The sequence below is a fragment of the Polycladomyces zharkentensis genome (genome assembly GCF_016938855.1).
GTDB classification, from domain to species: Bacteria; Bacillota; Bacilli; order Thermoactinomycetales; family JIR-001; genus Polycladomyces; species Polycladomyces zharkentensis.
The window spans coordinates 393994-418010 of the sequence record NZ_JAFHAP010000004.1; the positions used below are offsets into that span (position 1 = coordinate 393994).

14 protein-coding genes, 1 other RNA gene and 1 other annotated feature are annotated in these 24017 nt (G+C 55.8%); of the genes, 2 read left to right on the forward strand and 13 right to left on the reverse strand.

The features are described 5' to 3' along the window. Positions 1 to 25: 25 nt before the first annotated feature. The 4 genes from ssrS to JQC72_RS03760 all read right to left on the reverse strand — a co-directional run bounded on the left by ssrS (position 26) and on the right by JQC72_RS03760 (position 4671). Positions 26 to 207, reverse strand: a non-coding RNA gene (ssrS, locus tag JQC72_RS03745) — 6S RNA. Between the two features lie 307 nt (positions 208 to 514). Then, the gene (aspS, locus tag JQC72_RS03750; protein ID WP_205492915.1) at positions 515 to 2305 is read right to left on the reverse strand and encodes an aspartate--tRNA ligase; all 1791 of its coding nucleotides are present in this window, start codon (positions 2303 to 2305) and stop codon (positions 515 to 517) included. Positions 2306 to 2318: 13 nt separating this feature from the next. Continuing rightward, positions 2319 to 3587 carry a histidine--tRNA ligase gene (gene hisS, locus JQC72_RS03755; protein WP_205492917.1) on the reverse strand — a complete coding sequence of 423 codons (1269 nt, stop codon included), beginning with the start codon at positions 3585 to 3587 and terminating at the stop codon, positions 2319 to 2321. Positions 3588 to 3644: 57 nt separating this feature from the next. Beyond that, positions 3645 to 3900, reverse strand: a binding site (T-box leader). A 210-nt stretch (positions 3901 to 4110) separates the two neighbouring features. After that, a complete protein-coding gene (locus tag JQC72_RS03760; RefSeq protein ID WP_205492919.1) occupies positions 4111 to 4671 on the reverse strand; it encodes a helix-turn-helix domain-containing protein in 561 nt (186 codons plus the stop codon). 92 nt (positions 4672 to 4763) lie between these two features. Between JQC72_RS03760 and JQC72_RS03765 the strand changes: the two genes are divergently transcribed. Continuing rightward, positions 4764 to 5675 carry a DMT family transporter gene (locus JQC72_RS03765; RefSeq protein WP_205492921.1) on the forward strand — a complete coding sequence of 304 codons (912 nt, stop codon included), beginning with the start codon at positions 4764 to 4766 and terminating at the stop codon, positions 5673 to 5675. A gap of 262 nt (positions 5676 to 5937) precedes the next feature. Here JQC72_RS03765 and JQC72_RS03770 read toward each other — a convergent pair whose 3' ends face one another. Next, entirely contained in the window at positions 5938 to 6234 is a 297-nt protein-coding gene (locus JQC72_RS03770) for a M20/M25/M40 family metallo-hydrolase (RefSeq protein WP_205492923.1), read from the reverse strand. A 27-nt stretch (positions 6235 to 6261) separates the two neighbouring features. Here JQC72_RS03770 and JQC72_RS03775 point away from each other — a divergent pair, with 27 nt between their 5' ends. Next, positions 6262 to 6726 carry a hypothetical protein gene (locus JQC72_RS03775; protein WP_205492925.1) on the forward strand — a complete coding sequence of 155 codons (465 nt, stop codon included), beginning with the start codon at positions 6262 to 6264 and terminating at the stop codon, positions 6724 to 6726. A 519-nt stretch (positions 6727 to 7245) separates the two neighbouring features. Here JQC72_RS03775 and JQC72_RS03780 read toward each other — a convergent pair. From JQC72_RS03780 to JQC72_RS16405, 8 genes are all read right to left on the reverse strand, one after another. Next, positions 7246 to 8745, reverse strand: coding sequence for a coproporphyrinogen III oxidase (locus JQC72_RS03780; protein ID WP_205492926.1), 1500 nt, complete (start codon positions 8743 to 8745; stop codon positions 7246 to 7248). 624 nt (positions 8746 to 9369) lie between these two features. After that, positions 9370 to 11379, reverse strand: a complete 2010-nt coding sequence (tkt, locus tag JQC72_RS03785) for a transketolase (RefSeq protein ID WP_205492927.1) — start codon at positions 11377 to 11379, stop codon at positions 9370 to 9372. A gap of 72 nt (positions 11380 to 11451) precedes the next feature. After that, a complete protein-coding gene (dtd, locus tag JQC72_RS03790) occupies positions 11452 to 11898 on the reverse strand; it encodes a D-aminoacyl-tRNA deacylase (RefSeq protein ID WP_205492928.1) in 447 nt (148 codons plus the stop codon). Between the two features lie 19 nt (positions 11899 to 11917). Then, positions 11918 to 14074: a RelA/SpoT family protein gene (locus JQC72_RS03795; protein WP_205493248.1), complete on the reverse strand. Its 2157-nt coding sequence runs from the start codon at positions 14072 to 14074 to the stop codon at positions 11918 to 11920. 325 nt (positions 14075 to 14399) lie between these two features. After that, positions 14400 to 14771, reverse strand: coding sequence for a hypothetical protein (locus tag JQC72_RS03800; protein WP_205492929.1), 372 nt, complete (start codon positions 14769 to 14771; stop codon positions 14400 to 14402). 157 nt (positions 14772 to 14928) lie between these two features. Then, a complete protein-coding gene (locus JQC72_RS03805) occupies positions 14929 to 17112 on the reverse strand; it encodes a transglycosylase domain-containing protein (RefSeq protein WP_302104456.1) in 2184 nt (727 codons plus the stop codon). 61 nt (positions 17113 to 17173) lie between these two features. Next, on the reverse strand, positions 17174 to 20764 hold the full coding sequence (locus JQC72_RS03810; RefSeq protein ID WP_302104492.1) for a UvrD-helicase domain-containing protein: 3591 nt from the start codon (positions 20762 to 20764) through the stop codon (positions 17174 to 17176). Then, positions 20761 to 24012: a PD-(D/E)XK nuclease family protein gene (locus JQC72_RS16405; protein ID WP_302104457.1), complete on the reverse strand. Its 3252-nt coding sequence runs from the start codon at positions 24010 to 24012 to the stop codon at positions 20761 to 20763. The genes JQC72_RS03810 and JQC72_RS16405 overlap by 4 nt, the downstream gene beginning before the upstream one ends. Positions 24013 to 24017: the final 5 nt, after the last annotated feature.

A 24017-nucleotide genomic window follows, 5' to 3' on the forward strand; every position in this document is an offset into this window, starting at 1 on the left:
TCGAGAAACTTAAAATAAATAAAAAAAGAGCCCCATTATGCCGTGGCTCCCTTAGTTTTGAACCTGCTCTCTCGCAGGTGGGTGCCCTGCGCCTGAGTTCACGGGTCCTCTCACCGGAGGCTTCCGCTCCCCCAGACGACGCCGAGCTCCCTTTTGTAATGGTGTTGGCTCAAAACTTTCGGTGGTTCACGTACATCGCAGGGCTCTTGGTGTGTTTATATGTTACCACAGAGTTTTCCCTTATTCAAGCACCATCTCCCCAGAGCGTGTCGGGTGACGGCTGCGCCATTGCTTTCCGGCATGCTCCACCTGCCCCCTGCAAGAGAGCAGGTCATGGCGCTTCGACCCGGAGCCGGGACACGGGAAAAGTACGATTCGCTCAGAGGAAATTGCCCGAGATTTCACACCTGCGCGTTCCGCGTCTTTGCCCGGCCGGGCTTACGTCTTCACTGACCCGGAAAAGCATGTGCTCCCTCACGGATAAAACCGGACACGCCCGAACAAAGACATACCTTTACTCCTCTGCCTTTTGGGTCACTGCTTCGCGTACCGCGATATGCAATTCGTCCAATTGGCGTTCATCGACCGGCGACGGTGCTTCCGTCATCAAACAGCTGGCGCTGGCCGTTTTCGGGAACGCGATGCAGTCCCGCAGGTTGCTCCGGCCCGCCAACAGCATCACCAAACGATCGAATCCGAATGCGATGCCACCGTGCGGCGGTGCACCATATTCAAAGGCTTCCAGCAAGAAACCGAATTTCTCCCGCGCTTCTTCCATCGACAGACCCAACGCTTCAAACATGGCCTCCTGCACTTCCCGGCGGTGGATCCGTTGGCTGCCCCCGCCGATTTCATATCCGTTGAGCACCATGTCGTACGCTTGCGCCCGAACGCGGCCCGGGTCGGTTTTCAACAACGGAATGTCCTCTTCCACCGGCATGGTAAACGGATGGTGCATCGCGTAATACCGTTTCGTTTCCTCGTCATATTCCAACAGCGGGAATTCGGTGATCCAAGCGAACCGGTATACGTTGGGATCGATCAGGTTCAGATGTTTACCCAGCTTCAGCCGCAGTTCGCCCAGCACCTGAGCCACCACCTCGGGCCGGTCGGCCACGAACAGGAGCAGGTCGCCCGTTTCCGCTTCGGTTGCCTCCCGGACCCGCTCCCATTCTTCCTCGCTCAGGAATTTGGCGACGGGACCTTTGCGGCCTTCCTCTTTCACCGCCAGCCAAGCGAGACCTTTGGCTCCCAGCTGTTGCGCCTTTTCGCCCCAACTGTCGATCTCTTTGCGGCTCCAGCCCGCACATCCTTTCACATTGATCGCCTTGACCCGGCCGCCTGCGGCCACGGTGGAGGAAAACACCTTAAATCCGCTGTTTCTCACGATCTCCGACAAATCGACGAGTTCCATGCCGAATCGCAGGTCGGGTTTGTCCGAACCGTATTTCTCCATCGCTTCCCGATAAGTGATCCGCGGAAAGGGACGCTCCACCTCCACCCCGATTGTTTCACGGAAGAGCGTCGCCACCATTTCTTCCATCATCTCCAGGAAGGCTTCTTGCGGCAGGAACGAGGCTTCGATGTCGATCTGGGTAAATTCGGGTTGCCGGTCCGCCCTTAAATCCTCATCCCGGAAACAGCGAGCGATCTGGAAGTACCGCTCCATCCCCGCCACCATCAAGAGCTGTTTGAATAATTGAGGCGATTGGGGCAAAGCGTAGAATTCGCCCGGATGTACCCGGCTCGGGACCAGATAGTCACGTGCGCCTTCCGGTGTGCTTTTGGTCAACATGGGTGTTTCCACTTCGATGAAACCGCGCTCGTCCAGGAAACGGCGCACCACTTGCATCGCACGGTGACGGAGGATCAGCGTCTGTTGCATCACCGGCCGCCTCAGATCGAGATACCGGTATTTGAGCCGCACCGGTTCGTCCACGTCCACCTGATCCTGAATGACAAACGGCGGTGTTTTGGCCGGGTTGAGAATTTCTATCTCCTCAGCCTGCACTTCGATTTCCCCCGTCTCCAGCTTGGGATTGACCGTCTCCGGGGAGCGGGAGATCACTTTTCCCCTGACCGCCAATACGTACTCGCTCCGCGCTTTTTGGGCGATTTCCACAGCGGCGGGGGATGTTTCCGGATTGCACACCACTTGTACCAGCCCTGAGCGGTCACGCAGATCGAGGAAGATCAATCCGCCGAAATCGCGTTGTTTGTGAACCCAACCGTTGAGGACGACTTCTTGGCCCACATGTTCTTTTCGCAGCTCACCGCAATGATGCGTTTTATGCACGCTTTCCATCCCTTGATACCTCCTAACGCTTGCTTCCCTGACGGATGTAGTCGACGAATTGATCCAGGTTGACCGTTTCCTGTTCGCCTGTGGTCATGTCCTTGACCACGATCTGATTCTGTTTCAGTTCCTCTTCCCCCAAAATGGCCACAAATCGGGCGTTCATCCGATCGGCCGCTTTCATCTGCGCTTTGATTTTACGACCCAGATAATCCCGGTCCGCCGAACAACCGGCCTTGCGGAGTGATTGCAAAAGTGTGACCGCTTTTTCTTGGGCCTGATCTCCCAGCGTGACCAGGAAGCAATCCAGACTCCGATCCAGCGGCAGCGTCACGCCTTGCTCCTCCAACGCCAACAACACGCGCTCCAATCCGGTGGCGAAGCCGATGCCGGGGACGTCGCCACCGCCGAATTCCTCCACCATGCCGTTGTAGCGCCCGCCGCCGCCGATCGTCGACGCTTGCGCACCCAGCCCTTCCAGCATGTATTCAAACGCTGTCCGGGTGTAATAATCCAATCCGCGCACCAGCCGCGGATTGACGGTGTAATCAACGCCCAGCAGATCCAGGTGCCGTTTCACCGCTTCAAAATGCGGCGCACACTCGTCGCACAACACGTCCAACACAGCCGGAGCGCCTTCGGTGATCTGCCGGCAGGTCTCGTTTTTGCAGTCCAGGATACGCAGCGGGTTCCGCTCCAATCGCGATTGGCAATCCCGGCACAACCGGTCTTTGTGCGGTGTGAGATAAGCAACCAGTTTCTCCCGGTGCACCGGTCGGCATCGCGGACAACCGACGCTGTTCAGGTGCACGGTGACGCCCTTCAGGCCCACAGCCTCAAAAAAGTGGGCACCGAGCGCGATCACCTCGGCATCCGCTCCGGGATCATGTGAACCGAACACCTCGAGGCCGAACTGGTGAAACTGGCGCATCCGCCCCGCCTGCGGCCGTTCGTACCGGAACATCGGTCCGATGTAAAACCACTTGGTCGGTTGGGGCTGGCCATACACCTTGTGTTCCACGAACGCCCGCACCACAGCCGCTGTCCCTTCGGGGCGCAGGGTGAGGCTGCGTCCGCCCCGATCTTCAAAAGTGTACATCTCTTTCTCCACAATATCGGTCGTCTCACCCACCCCGCGTTGGAACAACTCGGTGTGTTCAAAGATCGGCGTGCGAATTTCGGAAAAATGATAACGCCTGCACACATCGCGCGCTTTTTCTTCGACGTATTGCCATTTCTCCACTTCTCCCGGCATGATGTCGGCCGTGCCGCGAGGAATGCGTACGTTCATCGGTACTGCCTCCTTTTTCTCGATCCAATAAAAAAATCTCCCGCCACTGACGATGCTGTCAGGGACGAGAGATTGGTCTTCCACCATCACCCGCGGTGCCACCCTGTTTGAAGACACCCGCAATCAACGGTGTGTCTCCCACTCGAGGCCGATATAACGTTCGGCAAACGTTCGAGTCTACTGTCCCCAACGGGAGTTCGCCCCGAAACCTCCGGGTGTCATTCCCCGCCGCGTGACAGAAGGACGCTTCCAGCCACGGCGTCCTCTCTCTGACTGCCCGTTTGACGGGTACTTGTCCCTTCATCGATGTTGACCGTGTCGGGTTTTCGTTCAGAGGAGGTCTGATCAGTGAGGAAATGCCGCGATTTCATCCCTGCGCTTTCCGGGTCTTCGCTCTACCGAATGCAGGTCAGTCGCTCACTCTGAACTCCTGATGGAATGATCAGACACATCATGGGCATATCCGGTTCGTTTCGTTCGATTAGCAATAGATTTTAATGGAATGAAAACGGCTTGTCAAGAGTCAGTCGTGGGTATTCGAATCAATCACGAGAAAGTATCGACAACGCCCTTTCCCCACGTTTTGAAACCGGTGCGGCACATCGGCTTCAAAGTACAAGGAGTCCCCCGCGTTCAGCCGATAGGTGGCAGAGTCCAACGTCACTTCCAATTCACCCTCCTCCACATATACCAATTCCGTCACACCGGGTTGGTGGGGCGGGAACGCTCCGGTATCTGTTCCTTCCGGGAGCACATTCATCACCAGCTCCACCCCCTTTGACGGAAATGCGGGTGACAGCACATGCCGCTCGATTCCCGTCTCTTCTTCCCGGTATACGAGACGCCGGTGCTTCGGGATGAGGATCGTCTGCCGCCGGGGTTTCTCCCCCAACAGTTGCGACAATGTGACGTCCAGCGCTTCCGCGATCCGACATGCCACCTGTACGGTGGGGTTTTTCACGCCGCGTTCGATTTGGGACAGCATGGACGGACTGACACCGGATCGTTGTGACAGTGTATGCAGGGACAGACCTTTTTTCATGCGATGTTGACGGATGTTGTCTCCCAACGACACGAATTTCATTCCTTTCAAATCCTTGACATGGGGGGATTGTATCCTATGATAAACTATTATACACTATAGCAAATAAATTCAAACAAGATGGGGGAAAACAGATGAACCGTCCGGTTGCCAAAGGAATGTTTTACGGTGGAATCGGTGTGGTCAGTTTCAGTCTTACATTGCCTTTCACCCGCATGGTTGTCGCCCATTGGCCCCCGGTATTCGTCGGTCTGGGCAGGGCGGTGATCGCAGCGCTTTTGGCGGGCATCCTGTTGTGGGCCAAACGGCCCCCTCTTCCGAAACGCGGTCAATGGCAACCGCTTTTCAGCGTTGCCCTCGGCGTCATTATCGGTTTCCCCGTTTTGAGTGCATGGGCCATGACCCGTGTCCCTTCCTCCCACGGTGCCGTCGTTTTGGCTTTGCTGCCGTTGGTGACTGCCGGTTTGGGTGCATGGCGGGCTGGGGAACGGCCGTCCCGACTCTTTTGGGTCTGCAGTGCGGGAGGATGTTTGATCGTGTTGTGGTATACCTGGCAAGAAGCGGGATTTGGCGGATGGCGCACCGCAGACTGGGCATTGTTGGGTGCCGTCTTGTCCGCCGCTTGGGGATATGCGGAAGGAGGCAAACTGTCCCGCGAGATGGGTGGATGGCAAGTGATCAGTTGGGCACTGGTTCTTTCGTTTCCGCTGCTCATCGTTCCGACAGTTTGGATGATCGTGCCCGGGATGATGGATGTTCCGATGCACGTGTGGGGGGCTTTTTTATACTTGGCCTTGGTCAGCCAGTTTCTCGGTTTTTTCTTCTGGTACGCCGGACTGGCCCAAGGCGGCATCGCCCGTGTCAGTCAACTGCAATACCTGCAACCGTTTTTCACGATTTTGTTTTCGGCGGTGATGCTGGGGGAAATGATCACATGGCAATCCGTCGTCGCAGCGCTGGCGGTCGTCTTGCTGGTCGCTTACGGCAAGGAAACGGCGAACGCTCCTTCCGGACAGAAAGTCCATCGCGATAACGATCTCAGATGATGGAAATCGATTCCAGCTCGTGCTTGGTAATATCGCGCACTCGCTTCGGCCAGCACCTGCGCCCTGCAAAAGAAGAAAGTGCAGGGCGCGGACAAAGTACGCTTTCCTTTAGAGGAAACTGCCCGCGAATGTATTCCTGCACTTTTTCCGGGGCTCCGTTCGGCCAGGCTCAGGTGGCCGCTCACCTGGAAAATCATTGCCCTCTGATAAAATCGCTTTCACATTCTATTCCGCTTGAAAAACGATGGAGGAGTCAACCCCGTCAACCGTGCAACAGCTTCCATGCTCCGTGTACCAGTGCGGTCACCCCGATCGCCAATGTATCTTCATCGATGGTGAATCGTGGGTGGTGGTGCGGGTACACGGCTCCCTTGTCCGGGTTTCCGGCACCAATGAAGAGAAACGTTCCCGGTGTCACTTGTTGATAGGCGGAAAAATCTTCTCCGACCATCGACGTCTTCACCCGTTCGATTATTTCTTCCCCCAGCGCTTCGACAACCGCTTCTTCCACCGCACGCGTCACGGTTTTATCGTTGATCACCGGAAATAAATATGGCATTGAAATTCGTTTCAGGGAGGAATAACAATGCAATTAACACCGGAAATCAAAGTGGCATTAGAGAATATTCAATTTATTGAGAGGTACCAAAACTTGTCTATGAAGTATAATTTTGATGAAGAATTTTTATATGACAATCATGAGGTATTGCGTATATTTAATGAGTTGGGTTATCATGCCCGTTTCGACAAGAGAGAAAATTTCTTTCAAATTGCGGAGGAAGGGTCTCCTTATCAATTTAAATTCAACATCTCTCTCAAATATAGTCTATTAGAGTTCATATGGGTAGTACGGAAGGATGGGAAGTTACTTACAGGTAGTCCGTGGGATATCTTAAAGCGATTATTAGATGGGACAGATGAAAATGTAAGGGCGCCCGTATTTCGTAATTATAATGACTTGAAAGAAATATTAAAAGAGGCGTTTTCGATGTATGAGGATTTTAAGCGAGAATTGCTTTCTGTCTACAGAAATGAGAAACGGAATGCATAACGTTTGATGATGTGGTCATAGTCTGTATACACCAAATGAAGAGATACACTACTTCAAAAACAAAAGTACGTTATCTTTTCTTTTTTGAATGAGAAAGGATAACGTGCAATTTTCATATTGATAAACAGTCATGATATCAGACACAGGTCTTTTTGTTAGTATCATTTAAGACCAGCATATCAGCAATACCTTGCGGAAGTTTGAAATCGGCAAAATTGAGTGATATCCATGCCAAAACTGTTTCATCCATGGGGCGCCTAGTAAATCGCTTTTAAATCGTCTTTCCCAGTAATTGCATCCTGTAATCCCAAAATGCAAACCCCATAGCTTCTTTCTCCCCATATGGCCCAGTTCATGGAAGAAGGTAACCAAATCATTAAAAGAGTGGTACAGTACTGCATCTGCCGGTCTTTCCTTCGGTCCTGATGCAAGCCCAGTCGGAAATAAACCTCGCCAATAAAAAACCCCGCCGCTTCAAAAAAGCGGTGAGGCTTCGGTTTCCCCCTGAACCGCGACATACTATCCGTATGCTTCGGAGAGTGCGCGCAATTTTTCCGGGATCATCGTCCGGTACGTGTCGATGTACGCTTGTGGTTCTTTCGGATTGGCCCAGCGGCTCACCTTGGACGTTCCCGGCGGGATGATTTTGCTTACCGCCCCGCATCCCAATCCGATGATCGTGTGCCGCTCTTCCATGATGATAATGTTGTACAAACTTTCATGGCCGGGCAATGCGTAACCGACATTTTCCTGGTTGCCCAGGATGTTTTTTTGCCGGTACAGATAGTACGGAACATACCCCGCCTGCTTGGTCCACTCCCGGGCCAGGTTGACCATATCGGCCACTTCGTCCCGTTCTGCCACACGGTATTTCCGCTTGTTCCGGGTCATGGTGGAACCGCGTTTAAATGATAACGTGTGTACGGTGAGCGACTCTGGCCGCAACTGTTCCACGATGCGCAAGTTTTCGCGGAACGTCTCCAAACCTTCTCCGGGCAAGCCGATGATCAGATCCATATTGATGTTGTTCATGCCCATCTCACGGGCCAGCGCGAATTTGGTCAGCGTCTCTTCCACCGTATGGTGACGGCCGATCGCCTTCAGTGTTTCGTTTCGGAAACTTTGCGGGTTGATACTGATCCGGTCGACTTGCCACTTCTTCAGCACGTTCAGTTTTTCTTCATCAATCGTGTCCGGGCGGCCGGCTTCCACCGTCCATTCCCGCACGCCGTCAAACGCACGGAACGAGTGCTTCATCCGGGAGAACAAAGCATCCAATTGCTCCGCGGAAATGGAAGTGGGCGTACCCCCGCCGAAATACACGGTCGTAATCGGCAATCCCTGCCGGTTCAACCACTCACCCACCGCCGCAATCTCCTCGTGAAGGCCTTCCAGAAACGCGGTGACCGAGCCGTTGCGTCCCTGGATCGCATAGGCGGGAAAGGTGCAGTACGCACACTTGGTAGGACAAAACGGGATGCCGATATAGAGACTGACTTCCCGATCCAGTTCATACAAATCCGGCAAAACAGCCAGTTGTCGGTCGACGATCTCCTCCAGCAAGGCGATTTTCTCCGGCTGAATCAGGTACTCCGATTGCAGGTGACGACGGATTTCTTCCTTCCCATAACCGGCCAACAACAGCATGTGGAACAGTTTGGTGGGGCGCACGCCGGTCAGAATCCCCCAAGGCTGCACCACACCTGTGGCTTCCTGCAATACACGCAACCAAGCGTGGTTGATCGCCTGTTTCATTTTTTTGCGGCGCTCCCGACCGGAAAGCGTCGACGGAACTTGTTTGGTATGTGCCGCCGACCAACGTTGCCCGTCATCCGAGTCCGCCATTTCCACTGCCGCTTCTATGGTATCGCCATGATCTTCCACCCGAACGGCGAGCCTCATATCCGGCCGCGGTTCGTCATTCGTCACCACTTTTGCCTCACCGAAAAACAGCCCGGCAATCAGTTCAATATCCCGATAAAAGGTGTCATCCACCCCAAACACGCGAATCCGTTTCATATCGTTCGCACACGCCCCTGTGCCCGGTAACGTGCACGTTCCCCCTTTATCTCACCATTTCCGTCAATCTTCCCTCAGTCTAGCCGAGATAACAAAAGAAATCAATGCATCTGTCAACGGCAACGTGGCGGCCACGACCACGCAGATGGCAAGGAAAGGAGGACCGATCGACGGTAAGCCTCGCACTCTTCCGTTGGGGGATGTGTATGGTTGTTCGGGTCGGCGGTGAAATGTTGACACCCTTGTTCAGACATCGCACCTGCTTTGGGCAACCGACGCAAAGCGATCCCTCCTTTCTGAGTGATCGCTCTTAATGTGCCCGGTTCGCCAAAAAAAGATCGGCAGGTGGAAACCCGCAGTCGTCGAAAAAGGAAGGATGGGTAGCATGCGTCACAAAAAAATCCGGTTGTCCGCAAACAACCGGGAGACTGCGAAATCCACTCGCGTTTTCGGGTGAGCCGCTTTCCCTCTCGCTCCTCTTTTGCAAACTCCAAGGTCGCTTGGGACGGCCACCCCATTAAAGGGGAACGGGCCCGAATTTCCCGTCCGAGCGGATACAGGAAATTCGAGCCCGCGTACTTTGCCAACAATCAGCCGGTTGTCTTCCCGACAACCGACTTTTCCTCAACCCAACAGCTGCTCTACCTGTGCGACCACATTTTCGACGGTGAAACCGTACTCTTTCATGACAAGGGAACCCGGCGCGGATGCACCGAAACGGTCCACCCCGATCACGGCTCCCCGTTCACCGACGTAACGGTCCCATCCCATCGGATGTGCCGCTTCGATGGCGACGCGCACAGAGACTTCTTTGGGCAGAACGGACTGCCGATACTCTTGGGACTGCTGATCAAACCGTTCGCGGCAAGGCATGCTGACCACACGTACGTGAATCCCTTTTTCGGCCAATTGTTTTTGCGCCCGCACCGCCAAGCTGACTTCGGAACCGGTCGCGATCAGGATCGCTTGCGGACGGCCGTTCGCCGCTTCGGACAGTACGTAGGCACCACGACGCACGCCGTCTTTTGCCAATTCGGCCGTTCCTTCCAACACCGGCAAGTTTTGCCGCGTCAGGATCAACGCCGTCGGGCCGTCCTGTTCTTCCATGGCCAACCGCCAGGCTGCCATCGTTTCGTTGGCATCCGCCGGGCGAATCACCTTCAAGCCCGGAATGAGGCGAAGTGACGGGATTTGCTCGATCGGTTCGTGTGTGGGTCCGTCTTCCCCGACTGCGATGCTGTCGTGTGTAAAGACATAGGTCACCGGGAGCTGCATCAGGGCCGCCAAGCGGATGGACGGACGCAGATAGTCAGAGAACACCAGGAATGTAGCGCCGTACGGACGGACACCGCCATGCAGCGCCATCCCGTTGAGCGCCGCACCCATGCCGTGTTCCCGTACACCGAACCAAACATTGCGCCCCGTATAGTCTTCGGAGCCGAAAATCCCTTCCTCTTTCATCGTCGTATTGTTGGACGAAGCCAGGTCAGCCGAGCCGCCGAACAAGGTCGGCACGTTTTTGGCAAGGGCGTTGATCGCTTCGCCGGACGATTTGCGTGTGGCCATCCCTTTGTCATCCGCAGGGAAGACGGGCAGATCGCGATCCCATCCCTCCGGCAGTCGACCCGCAATGGCCAGATCCAGCTCTGCGGCCAGTTCCGGATACGCCTCGCGGTACGATTCCATGAGGCGGTTCCACTCCGCTTCCGCCTGCTTGGCGTTTTCTTTCCATTCGGCGAAGTGTCGGCGCACTTCCTCCGGGATAAAGAACGGCTCGTCGGACGGCCAGCCGTATGCCTTCCGCACCAGCGCGGCTTCCTCTGCTCCGAGCGGCGCCCCGTGCACTTTGTGCGTACCCGCTTTGTTGGGGCTGCCGTACCCGATGGTGGTTTTCACCTCGATCAAGGACGGGCGGTCCGTGACGGCTTGCGCTTCGCGAATGGCCGCACTCAACGCATCCAAATCATCCTCGTCATCCACTTTGAGCACGTGCCAACCGTAGGCCTCGAAGCGTTTTTTCACATCTTCGCTGAAGGCCAACGCCAAATCGCCGTCCAGTGAAATGTCGTTGGAATCGTACAGCACGATCAACTTGCCCAGTTTCAAATGACCCGCCAACGAAGCGGCTTCCGCGGCCACACCTTCCATCAAGTCGCCGTCGCTGGCGATGACGTAGGTGTAGTGATCCACGACCGGGAAGTTCTCCCGGTTGAATTTGGCCGCCAAATGGCGCTCCGCCATCGCCATCCCCACCGCCATTGAAATCCCTTGGCCGAGCGGGCCGGTTGTCGCTTCGACACCCGGAGTGTGACCAAATTCCGGGTGACCCGGTGTCCGACTGCCCCATTGACGGAACTGCTTCAACTCTTCCATGGGCAGATCATAACCGGTCAGATGCAACAAGCTGTACAGCATGGCGGAACCGTGTCCCGCGGACAGCACGAAGCGGTCCCGGTTGAACCACTGCGGGTTGTCCGGATTGTGACGCATAAATTTGGTCCACAGTACATAAGCCATCGGTGCCGCTCCCATCGGCATGCCGGGGTGGCCCGAATTGGCCTTTTCCACCATGTCGATCGACAGCACGCGAATGGCGTTGATGGCCATTTTTTCAATCGGGTTGGATGTGGTCATCTCGATTGCTCCTCCTCACGTACCCACACGTTCTGTGACTGTCCAGATCATTATATCACAGTATGACCGGGTTTACTTGGGCTTGCTTTCCAGCAGGATGGTGACCGGACCGTCATTGGTCAGCTCCACTTGCATCATGGCGCCGAACACGCCCGTTTCCACCCGTACACCATGCTCCCTGAGCAGTTGATTGAACCGGTCGTAAAGGACGGCCGCCTTTTCCGGTCGGGCCGCCGCCATAAAATTGGGCCGACGCCCTTTCCGGCAATCACCGTAAAGCGTAAACTGCGAAACCGACAAAATGCTCCCTTCCACATCCAGCAGGGAGCGGTTCATCTTGCCTTCCTCATCTTCGAAAATCCGAAGGTGTACCACTTTTTCCGCCAAGTATCTCAGATCTTCCTCATCGTCACCTTCGGTGAATCCGACCAGCAGAACCAAACCGTGGTCGATTTGGCCGACAATGTTGCCCTCCACCTTGACCCGGGCTTCCTTCGCCCGTTGCAATACGATTCTCACAATCGACCTCCTGTTCTACCTACTGCATGATGCGTCGCACACTGTAGATATCCCGGATGCGTTTGACCCGTTCCACCACCGACTGTAAATGATGAATGTTTCGGATCAGCAGTGTCATGTGAATCGTCGCCATGCCGTGGCGATCAGCCTTGCCGCTGACAGCGGTCAGATGCGTTTTGGTTTCGGATACGGCCTGCAATACTTCGTGAAGCAATCCCCGCCGATCCAAACCGGAAATCTCAATGTCCACATGATACGATTGCTCGCCTTCTCCTTCCCATTCCACCCCGATCATGCGTTCCGGTTCGACTGATTGGATGTTGGGGCAGTCCTTGCGATGAACGGACACACCGCGTCCCCGGGTGACAAACCCGATGATTTCGTCGCCCGGTACGGGGTTGCAACAGCGGGACAGGCGCACCAACAGGTTGTCCACGCCCTTGACCCGAACGCCCTGTGCCACTTTTCGGCGCTGGGTCGGCATGTTTTTCACTTCGGGCAGAACGACGGGCACTTCATCCTCTTCCTGCTTCAAGCCTTCCGTCAACTTGTTGACGACCTGGGCCGTGGAGATGCCGCCGTAACCGACCGCGGCATACATATCTTCCTCATCCTGAAAATTGAACTTGGCAGCCGTTTCTTTCAGCCTTTCGGCCGTCAGCACCTCGCTCGGGTTGAAATCGTGCTTTCTCAACAGGGCCTCGATCATCTCCTGCCCTTTGGCAACACTTTCCTCCCTGCGCTGCTTTTTGAACCAGCTGCGGATCTTGTTGCGGGCATGGGACGACTTGACGATCTTCAACCAGTCCTGGCTGGGACCGTAACTGTGCTTCGACGTGAGAATCTCCACGATATCGCCTGTTTTCAACTTGTGATCGAGCGGCACGATCTTCCCGTTCACCTTGGCACCGATGCATTTGTTGCCCACTTCCGTGTGGATGCGGTAGGCAAAATCCAACGGTACCGATCCGGCCGGCAGTTCGATGACATCCCCTTTGGGTGTAAATACGAACACGGAGTCGGAAAACAGATCCATCTTCAGGTTTTCCATGAACTCCGTGGCATCCTTGGCCTCTTGCTGCAATTCCATGATTTCGCGGAACCACTTCAATTTATCCTCAAAGGAACCCGGTTGGAAACTCTGCCCTTCTTTATATGCCCAGTGAGCCGCGATTCCATATTCGGCTGTTTGGTGCATCTCCTTGGTCCGGATCTGCACTTCGATCGGTTCCCCTTTCGGGCCGATCACGGTGGTATGCAGCGACTGGTACATGTTGGTCTTGGGCATGGCAATATAGTCCTTAAACCGACCGGGCATCGGTTTCCATATGGTGTGAATAATCCCCAACACCGCATAGCAATCGCGAATCGTATCGACGATGACACGGACCGCCAGCAAGTCGTATATCTCGTTAAACTGCTTGTGCTGGGTGACCATTTTCTTGTAGATACTGTAAATGTGCTTGGGACGGCCTGAAATCTCCGCTTCGATTCCCGTTTGTTCCAGCCGTTCCCGGATCGTTCTCACCACTTGTTCGATGTATTGCTCACGCTCTGCCCGTTTTTTGCGCATCAAATTGACAATCCGGTAATATTGTTGAGGATTGAGATAGCGTAACGCCGTATCCTCCAACTCCCACTTGATCCGGGAAATACCCAGACGGTGAGCCAACGGTGCGAAAATTTCCAACGTCTCGTTGGCGATGCGCCGTTGCTTTTCCTCGGGCAGGTGCTTCAGCGTGCGCATGTTGTGCAATCGGTCCGCCAGCTTGATCAGGATCACCCGGAAGTCCTGTGCCATTGCCACGAACATCTTGCGGTGGTTTTCCGCCTGGTGTTCTTCGGTCGATTTATAATTCATCCGGATTTTCAGTTTCGTGACGCCGTCCACCAATTGCGTCACCGTTTCCCCGAACTCTTCTTTCAACGTGTCCAGCGTCACACCGGTATCTTCCACCACATCGTGCAACATGGCAGCCATCAGTGTGATCGCATCCATCTGCAGATCGACCAGGATATCGGCCACAGCGACCGGATGATGGATATACGGTTCGCCCGATTTGCGAAACTGGCCTTCATGCGCTTTCTTCGCAAATCGATACGCTTTTTCCACCTTTTTCAGATCTTCTTCACTGAGATATCGTGCCGCTTTCTCCAAAAGATGCTCAATCGGCATCGCCAGTTTCACCCGTTCAACATCCGAAGTTTTTCCTTTTATTATCTATTAAGGCAGATGGAAAGTAAAGAGGCAGTGAGAGATTCTCAGGGGATTGACAAAAGCTCGACACAGTCGGGATGGAGCCACCCTCGGAGTACGGGACGCATCATCCGGTCGCGTCTTTAAAAATGGAGGAAAAAACAGAGGAAAAATGGTGGAAAACCGGCAGAAGCCGTGTGCAAAGACCGGCAGAATGCCGGGGAAAGGTCGTCTCTCATCTTTCATTAACACCCTCGAAAAGATGAGAAACGACGCTTCCGGCACTTCATCACTCTCGAATCGGTCATTTATCCGTTTTTTCTCTGGAACGGTCTGTCGCACGCCACGTAAACAATTTTGTATTTCTCCTCAGATGAATGAGTACGGCGGAAAAGACGATCGCCGCAAACAGCACCATGCCGTATTTCAGGTATTCCTCCGACCGGTACATCAAAACGGGTGCAACGATTACACCACCGTACGAAGCGATTTCAAAGCTCCACAACAGCCATTTCCACACACGGTACAAATAACTGCGAAATTGAATGTCTCCCGGTCGGAACAGTTCCCGAAACAACAGCACGATCAGGGAAATCATCCACAATATCATCGCGATGAGAATTATGCGTCCAAAACCCGCAATCAGTGCCTGAAAAAATTCATGCAGCCATTCCATCATGGCTCTCTCCTTTTTGCCGATCTCATGCATAATAGTATATCTTTGTTTTAACACAATGCCAAGATTTTTCACAGCAGAAGCGCACCTGAACAGAACGGTTCCCGCCTGGGAAAAGCCGTCTCCCACTCAGCCGGGAGACGGCCATTCAATGAAATCAATTCCCTCGCCACTCTTTGAGTCGTTTCTCCCACTCTTCCTTTTTCTTTTTCAGTTGCTCCTTGAGTCGCTTCTCCCCGCGCTTCCACAAATCTTTGAGGCCTTCCTCAATTTTTTTGGCCGCCTTTTCCTCCGGTGATTGCGGTTTGGCCTTGGGTTTGGGGCTACGATCGATCTTGGGCGGTTTGCGCAGGTGAACAGTGTCCAGACGGAAGGCCTTGGCGGGTTGGCCCGTCAATGCACGGGACATCATTTCCCGGAAAATAACCGCCGCACTGTCTCCCGCGGCTGTTCGGAGAAAATGTTGCTCGTCCGTTTTGTCGTAACCGAGCCATACCGCCCCCACCAGTTGCGGTGTGTAGCCGACGAACCAGTTGTCCTTGTTCCCTTCGTTCATACCCGGCATTTGCGTGGTGCCGGTTTTTCCGGCCACTTCCCTTCCCGGGATTCGCGCTTTTTTCCCGGTTCCTTCCAATACGACACCGCGTAACATGTAGGTGATGGACTGTGCCACTTTTTTGCTGGTCACCCTTGTTACTTTTTTATACCAGCGCCCCAACTGTTGGCCGTCCGCCGTCTCGATTTTGCGGATGGTATGGGCTTCCACCATCAGACCGTTGTTGGGAAAAACGGAGTAGGCCTGCGCCATTTTGAGCGGCGAAGTCCCTTCCCTCAAACCGCCCAACGCCAGCCCCAACTGTCGGTCCTCCTCGGTGAGCGGAATTTCAAACCGTTCCAGCGCACCAATCCCCTTGTCGATCCCCAATTGCTGGAGAAGCCAGACTGCCGGAACATTGGCGGAGTCAATGACGGCCTCATACATCGTCAAACGGCCGAGATAGCGTCCGTCATGGTTTTGCGGGCGGTATCCGCCGAAATCCATCGGCTCATCTTTGAGAACCGAGCCGATCTGCCAACCCTGTTCCAGCGCCGGGGTATAAACCGCCAACGGTTTCAGCGAAGAACCCGGCTGCCGTTTCAACTGGGTCGCGTGGTTGAATCCGCGGAATACGTGTTCACCGCGCCCGCCGACCAATGCCCGGATGCCCCCTGTGGACGGGTCCAGCATCACGGCGCCGCTCTGGATCAGCTGGTCCTCCTTGCTTTGCGGGAAAAGACTGTCGTCGTTGTACACGGTTTCCGCCGCCTGTTGCATGCGGGGGTCCAGTTCCGTGTAGATGCGCAATCCTCCGTGCAACACCTCGTTGGCCGTCAGCCCGTATTTGCTGATGGCTTCCTGAATGATGGCATCAACGTACCACGGGTATTTTCCTTTGTAAGGATCCCGCTTTTTCCGTTCCAGCACGATGACCTGGTTTTCCGCCTGTTTCATCTGCTGCTCGGTGATATAGCCCTGATCCTTCATCAGTCGCAATACGAGATTCCGCCTCTCCATCGCCTGGTTGAAATGTTTGTAGGGGGACAGGGCTGAAGGTGCTTTGATCATCCCCGCCAGCATGGCCGATTCACCCAAGGTGAGTTGGCCGACGTCCTTGCCAAAATAGGTGCGTGCGGCCTGCTTGATTCCCCAAGCCCCTTCACCGAAATAGATACGATTGAGATACATCTCGAGAATTTGATCTTTGGTATAAGTGCGTTCGATTTTCTTGGCATATAAAAACTCTTTCAATTTCCGCTCCAATGTGCGGTCCTGTGTCAAAAATTCATTTTTGGCCAGCTGTTGGGTCAACGTACTTCCGCCCTGAACCGTCTCGCCGGACAGCAAATTGACCCATAACGCCCGCAGGGTGCCAATGTAGTCAACGCCCCCGTGGTCGTAAAATCGCCGATCTTCGGTGGCGATCACCGCATGGATCAAGTGGGGGGGAATCTGCCGGAATTTCACCCCTTCTCGGTTGGAAAGCATGATCTTGCTGGCCACCCGCCCATGGCGGTCATAAATGATGGTTGGCTGATCCACCGGTTTGGCCAAGGAATCGACATCGGTCATCGCGATCGCGATATTGATGCCGATCAAAAAGATGACGACAAAACCGGCCAATCCCCATGTCAGCCGCCGAACCCATGGTTTGGCCCACTGACGGGACGCCCATCTTCGCACAAGTGTGATCGCTTGGGTCTTCATCTCCTCCGACTCCTCCACTCCCAGGGTGTTGCGGTTCAAACGTGTCTGATCCATCGAGACGAGTGTCCGGTAAATCCCGCTTTCTGTCGACCGCAACACCCTTTCTCACATTTCCCTTCATCCATAACGAGATTTTCATCGTTTTGGTTTTTCCCGTTCAAGCTTCCATGAAACGGATGCGCTCTTCCGTTTCCGCAGCCGGACAGATCTTCCGAAAGTCGCACGCGGCGCACCGCTCGCCGGGGCGGGGTTCAAACCGGTCGAGATGATCTTCGTCCATCAACCATTCGGCAGCCGATTGCAGTTGTTCCTCCGTTTTTCGGATCGATTCGGGCGTGATTTCCACTGTCACTTCACGGCCGGTACGGAGAAATACCAGTACCGCCTGCCGGGGCAGCACGCCCCACTGGCGATGGGCGGCCCACGCGTAGAGGCGCAATTGCGGCTTGTACTCCCGGGCCAGCATCTCCCATCCATGATCGGTCGCCCGGTTGGTTTTGTAGTCGACCAACTCCCATTCACCGTTTTCGTGCTGGATCAGGCGGTCGATAATCCCTTCCACTTCCAATCCGGCGACGCGCTGGACAAAAGGTACTTCCTTCAAATCCTCACGCTTGGGTTGAAGATGGAAACGGCTGTCCAAGTAGGTCTGCAACAGCGGGCGGACTTCGTCCCACAATGCGTTGACGTCTGCCCGGTACCCATTGTACTCGGCCACTGCGGACCGATATACCTCCACCAGCTCATCCGCGCGGACGGCATCGTCAGGACAGCACTCGATCACGCGGTGGACCACACTGCCGATCAATGTGGCCGGCAACGGTGCGGGTGAGATTTCCTCATCCGTCTCCGCGGCGTTTCGCTCGGTTTCCACCTCAGTGGGGACGTTGATCCATCGTTTGTAGAGATATTTCCGCGGACAGTTGAACAGTGTCATCAAATCGGTCACACTGATCCCCAAACCGTCATGCTCCGTCACCCCGCGCGGCTCCATCAGTGCCCACGCGGAGTCGTCCGGCTCACCATCTTCCTCATTTTCCCGTGCAAACCAAGTGCGGGACGTCAACAGCACGGAGTCCAACTCGGCATGAACCGACGGCAGGGCGGCCACCTCCCCGGCTTCCACCTGGCGAACGCGAATCCACGTTTCCCCGTCGGGAAATGTCCACTTGCCCGTTTCTTCATCGACATTATCCCAACCCAGCACGCCGTCCAACCATTGGCTCCACGAATCGACGGAAAGGATGGACTCCCCTTTCTTGGCCTGTTTGTGTTCTTCCGGTTCCCCACTCAACACAAGCCGTTGCTTGGCACGGGTGACGGCCACGTAAAACAGGCGGACCGATTCCTCGATCTCCAACCGTTCTTCCCGCTCCCGGAGCCGCCGCCAGCGGTAGGTTTCCCGTTTATCCCCATGCGGGGTGCGCAGCCGGACCGCCAATCCGGCTTCCGCATCCGCCAGCAACTCCGGTGTCGGGCGGGTGCGACGCCAGGAGAGATTCGGTACGAAGACGACGGGAAACTCCAAACCTTTGGCCTGGTGGATGGTCATCAGTTTCACGCTGTCGCCGTCGTCGGCTTCCACCTGCGCTTCCGTTTCCGGGACAGGTTCTTCCTGAAGACGATCCATCATCCGCAAAAAAGAGGTCAAAGAATATGCCGCCGCATCACGCCGGGTGCCGGACAACCGGATCAGCTTGTCCAAATTGGCATTGATCTGTTTGCCTGACGGCGTCCCCCACACCACCGATCGGTAATCGCTCTCATCCAACAGAAACCGGATCAGCTCCGACACCGGAACGCGTCCGACGCGCAAACGGACTCGTTCGATCAGTTCTGCAAACCGGGACAGTTTCATCCGCTCCGCTTCAGCGAGGCCGCCCACATCCGGCCAAGCCGCCGGCGGCATCGACCATGCCCCCGCCTGGGCCAACAGGAAGAGGGTTTCGTCCGAAACCGCACAAAACGGGGATCGCAACACGCCCACCAATGACAGGACATCGTCCGGGTCGTGCAAATACTTGAGGAAATGCAGCACGTCCTGCACTTCCTGCCGGTCGTAAAACCCGCGCCCTTTCACCACATAAAACGGAATCCCCGCTTCCGCCAACGCCCGTTCGTAATATTTGACATGGGTCATGGCCCGAAACAAGACGGCGATCTGACCGGGACGCGTACCCTCTTCGATCATCTCACAGATGCGCCTTGCCAACCACCGGGCTTCCCGTTCGTGCCGATCCTCATGTTCCCCCTCTTCCGCTTCGGGAATGACCAAACACTCCACGCAGGGCGGCTGGGTATCCGCACTGCCGCGTGCCGTTGCTGGTTCGTACACACTGCCGGAATCGGGATGACCGGGCATCAACCGGGAGAACAAGGCATTGACAAACGCCACCACATCAGGATGGGAGCGGAAATTATCCCGCATGGAAACGGCTTTTCCGCCCTCGGACAAAAGTTCCGTTTTCATCTTTCCGAAGACGGATACGTCAGCACCACGAAACCGGTAAATCGACTGTTGGGGATCACCGACGACGAACCGTTTGCCCGGGATCGCCCGACCGTCCGGTTCCCGGCAAAGCAAATCGATCAGTTGTTTTTGCAATTCGTTGGTGTCCTGAAACTCGTCCACCATCAGATACCGAATCCGCCGACTCACTTCCAAACGCACATGCGGATGGGATTCCAACAACTTACAGGCGCGCAATTGCAATTCGTCAAAATCCAAGCCGCCTTGCCTTTGTTTCGCCGATTCGTACGCTTCGTGCAGATGGGAAACCGCCCACAGGACAGCGTCGGTCAACCGCCGCTCTTCCGGGAGCGACAACCACCCGTCCACGGCTTCATTCAGTCGCCGGAGTTCCTGCTTCATTTGGTTCCGCGGCAGAAGGATCTCCTCTTTTCGCCCCCAGTTTCCGCTCAACAACGATTCCAATCGCGTAAGCACATCCCGCTTTTCCATTCGGGAACCCGCTTTTAGCCAACGCTGTTCCAGTTCCGGCCATTCCGTCTGGAACGCTTGGACGCGTTTTCCGCCCGTGATGGCCATCAGCGCACGCCCGGCAGACAACAACGAGAGCGACGCCTCCCGTTCCTCTTCGGCTAATCGGTCCTCCAGTTTCGCCAGGTCCCGATCCGTCCGCTCCGCCAACTCACCAGGCCCCTGGCCCATGCCCGTCATCTGCCGGTACAACGCGGCCAATTCACGTGCCGCACGGGTGAGTCCCACTCCGGTCACCCATGTCTCCCACGCCCGTTTCACTTCCTCACTCAGCTCGGTGGATTGAAGTACGGCGGAAACCGCCCGTTCGGCGGCATTCGCCAGACACCAAGCCGCTTCCGTCTCATCCATCACGATAAAATCGGGATCCACGTCGGCCTCGATCGGATATTCCCGCAGCAAACGGGCACAAAACGCGTGGATGGTCATCACGCGGGCGCGCTCCATTTCCGACAGAAGGCGATACCACCACGTTTCTTCGGCGGTGTTGTTTTTCCGGGCGGATGCCAGCCGCTCCGCCACTCCCTGACGTATGCGCTCTTTCATTTCCGCCGCGGCTTTCTCCGTGAAGGTGATGGCGACGATGTGATCCAGGATATCGGGATCGTCTGAATGGGTGGACAAGATGCGCAGGTATCGCTCCACCAGAACGCGCGTTTTGCCCGATCCCGCACCGGCGGAAACGATACAGTCCACATCCAGTGTGTTGATGGCTTCCCATTGTTCCGGTGTGAACGAGTCGGTCATTCCTCTCCTTCCCCTTTCTCTGTCGATGACGCTGCAACGTCCCACCGGCAAATCGTCCGGTGGGGGCAATGAGTCGGGCACTCCCACGTCGGGTCGACCGCAAAATCCCCCTGATCGGCTCGACGCAGCTGACGGCTGAGCCGCTGCCCGATTGCCTCCATTGTGTTCGTCCATTCCTCTTCATCCAGCAATCCCTTCACTCTCGCATGGATGCCCGTACGTTCCGTCGCTTCCTTCCGCCACAATCCTTGGTTTCGGTTATTGGTGGGCGGTTGGCCGTTCTGCCGGGTTCCCGGCGTGTAAAAAGCCGCTCCCACGGCCTTGGCGGGGTCCAGCCCCAACACTTGCTGCACCACCCAGAGGAACAACGGCAATTGCAGGTACGCTCCTTCCCTGATCCGCTTGGGATCAGCCACCGCACCCGATTTGTAGTCATACACGGCATAATAGCCTTCTTCATCCACATCCACCCGATCCACTTTTCCATGCACTCGGATCGTCGCATCTCCCGGCAGGTGAATCGTTACCGGGTGCTGGGTCGATTGCGGGTCCATTTCACCACGGCGGATCAGATTTGGATCGGACATGCCGAAGGCCAGCTCCAGATGAGCCGGACGCATGCCGGAGCCGACGCCTCCCCCGCGCCAATGCCATTCATGTGACAAAACGGCGGACAGCTGTTGTTTGATCCGCTCCTTCTCCACCGCCAAACGGAAAGGGTCGCGGGACAATGCTTCAGCTTCGGTCAACAACTGGTCGAACAACGCATCCACCAGTACATCCAACCGTTCCATCGCCTTCTCCCACGTGTCGGACGTAAGGCGCATCTCCTCCCATCCGCGCCAAAAGCGACACAACACCCGATGCCACACATGCCCCCGATCCAGCGTCGTCCACTCCCGTCGAGGAGGTTCAGGCTCCCGTGCCTGCAACACGTGGTCGGCAAAATAGTGGAACCTACACTGCATCAGTTGATTCAACTCCGCGGGACTCCATACGCGTTCCTGCAAGGAAAACCCATGTCTCTCCCACAGTGACGGCCGCAAGCGACCGGCAAATGCGGCGGCATTGCCAGAGAGACGCACGCGTTCCACCCGCAATCGCTCCAACCAGTGCCAAGTGCGTTCCGGTTGCCTGCGCGCTTCGTTTTTCAACAATGCGATCGCCTGCTTTCTCTCTGTCGCAGGGTGGGTTGGTTCGTTTTGGGACAACAACGAGACGGCTCGCGCCAATCCTTCTCTCCTGGATACACACGCATCCAACCGGTCGGGGAACATTTGGGATATCTCCCGCCGCTTGCGGATCACATCCGTCTCTTTCCACACTGCCAACAGTTCCTGCAAAAACGGGGAAGGCAAGCGCGTCGATCCGGTATCGTCAGCATGCGGATAAGAAAAAACCAAGCGTGACTCGGCGGAAGAAGCACACAGGAAAAACGGCAACAATTGCCGGTGCCGCAACTGATCGGAGGTCATCAAGCGCACTTCTTCCCGGAGGAGACGTACTCTCTCCTCATCCGGCAACAGCCAGTCATCGTGGATCGGACGGGGCCACTCCCCTTCCACACATCCCAGCACCCATACCGCCCGGTATCGATCCCAGCGGACCTGATTGGGTTCCAGGATACGAAGTCCGCCACGACGTCCCGGCTTTTTGCGCACCCGTTTCCGCATCGCGGCCCGCTCCAGCATGCCGGCCAATGTATGCAATTCCAATGCTTCTCCGGCAAATCCGGACGGGTCGACATGTTTCCATTCCTGAATGATTTCCCTGACCAAGTTAAAAGCCTGTATCTCTTCCGCCAGAAACGGCAACATGCGCGGGTCTTCCGCCAACTGGCGATACCGGGACGGCTGTTCCAGCTCAGCCACCCATGATTCCAACCACGCCAACCAATCCCGCCACAAAGCGTTCAACGGGATGCTTTCCACCCAGCGATACAACGACCACAAGCCCGACCACACCACCGGGTCCGTCTCGTTTGCGCCGCCAGGGACAACCTCTGCCCGACCCATGCGTGATTCCAATTCCGCCAAGCTCTGGGGGGCATCCCACTGTTCGTACGCCTTCAACCACAACCGTCGATCGGCCTCACTTCCCCACGGCACAAACGGACTTTGCATCAGGGCGATGCGTTCCTCTTCCCGTCCTATGCGGACGGCCATCGCCGTCAAGATCATCTCCATCAGCGGATGATGGCGAAGCGGTACCGTCAACGGCGTTGCCGCGGGCAATCCCGCCTCCGACAACGCCCGTATGAGCGGAGCCAAGTATGTATCCAGATCCGGTACGATCAAAGCCACATCCGACAACGAGCCGTTCTCCTCAAACAGCCACCGTTTGACACTGCCCGCCACCAATCGGGTCTCCTGCTCCACTCCGGGGGCGGACAACACTTCCACCGCGCGATTCGCCGCTTGCCGTTCCGGACGTACGGCAAACGCCGTGCGAACCATATGTTCCAATGCGGCAACCCGACGATCCCCGGACGGCTCGACCGAAACCTGTCGTACGGCAAAGCCACGTTGCCGCAAGCGTTCTGTGGTCTGTTCCGTCTCTTTGAACAAGCGGGGACGTGTCCCATCCCAAACCAAATGCAACTCGACGGGGACCCCGGAGGTGACCAGCTGGATCAGTAACTGCTCCTGCAGAGGGGACAGATCGTGAAAATGTTCAGCAACCACATATTCCGGCAATTGCGCCTGTCCCCGTCGCAATGCCCGTAATGCTTGGTAATAGGCTTCCTCGTGGTCGAACGCTCCGCTTTCTGCGAGCAACCGTTGATAGACCCGATAGATTCGCGCCAATTCGCGTTCTTTGGGACCGCGATCGCGCCAAAGCGCCATCAAACGTTCGGGCAATACACCGGATCGCTTGATTTCCCCGATCCAGGTTTCCATCTTTTTAATCCAACCCGGGCGTGATTGCCACCCGCGAAAGTATGTAAACGGTTCTTCCCGATCAGCGGTGCTGACGGCTTGTTGCACCAGACATTCCTGCTCTATGGCGGAAAGCAGCCGTCTGCGTCGCTCTTGCAACAATTCGCGGACAAACTGGTCAAATGTACCGAAATGCACGTTCCGTTGATCCCGAAGGGAAGGCAGATAACGACGGTGAAGTTCCCGGGCCATACGCGTGCCGGGAACCAGGTAATCCACCCGTTTGCAACCGGAAAAACGTACGGGGTCACCCCAGCCCATCCCCCATCCCGCCGAATCAACGGGATGCAAAACAATCGTTCCCGTCATCTCAA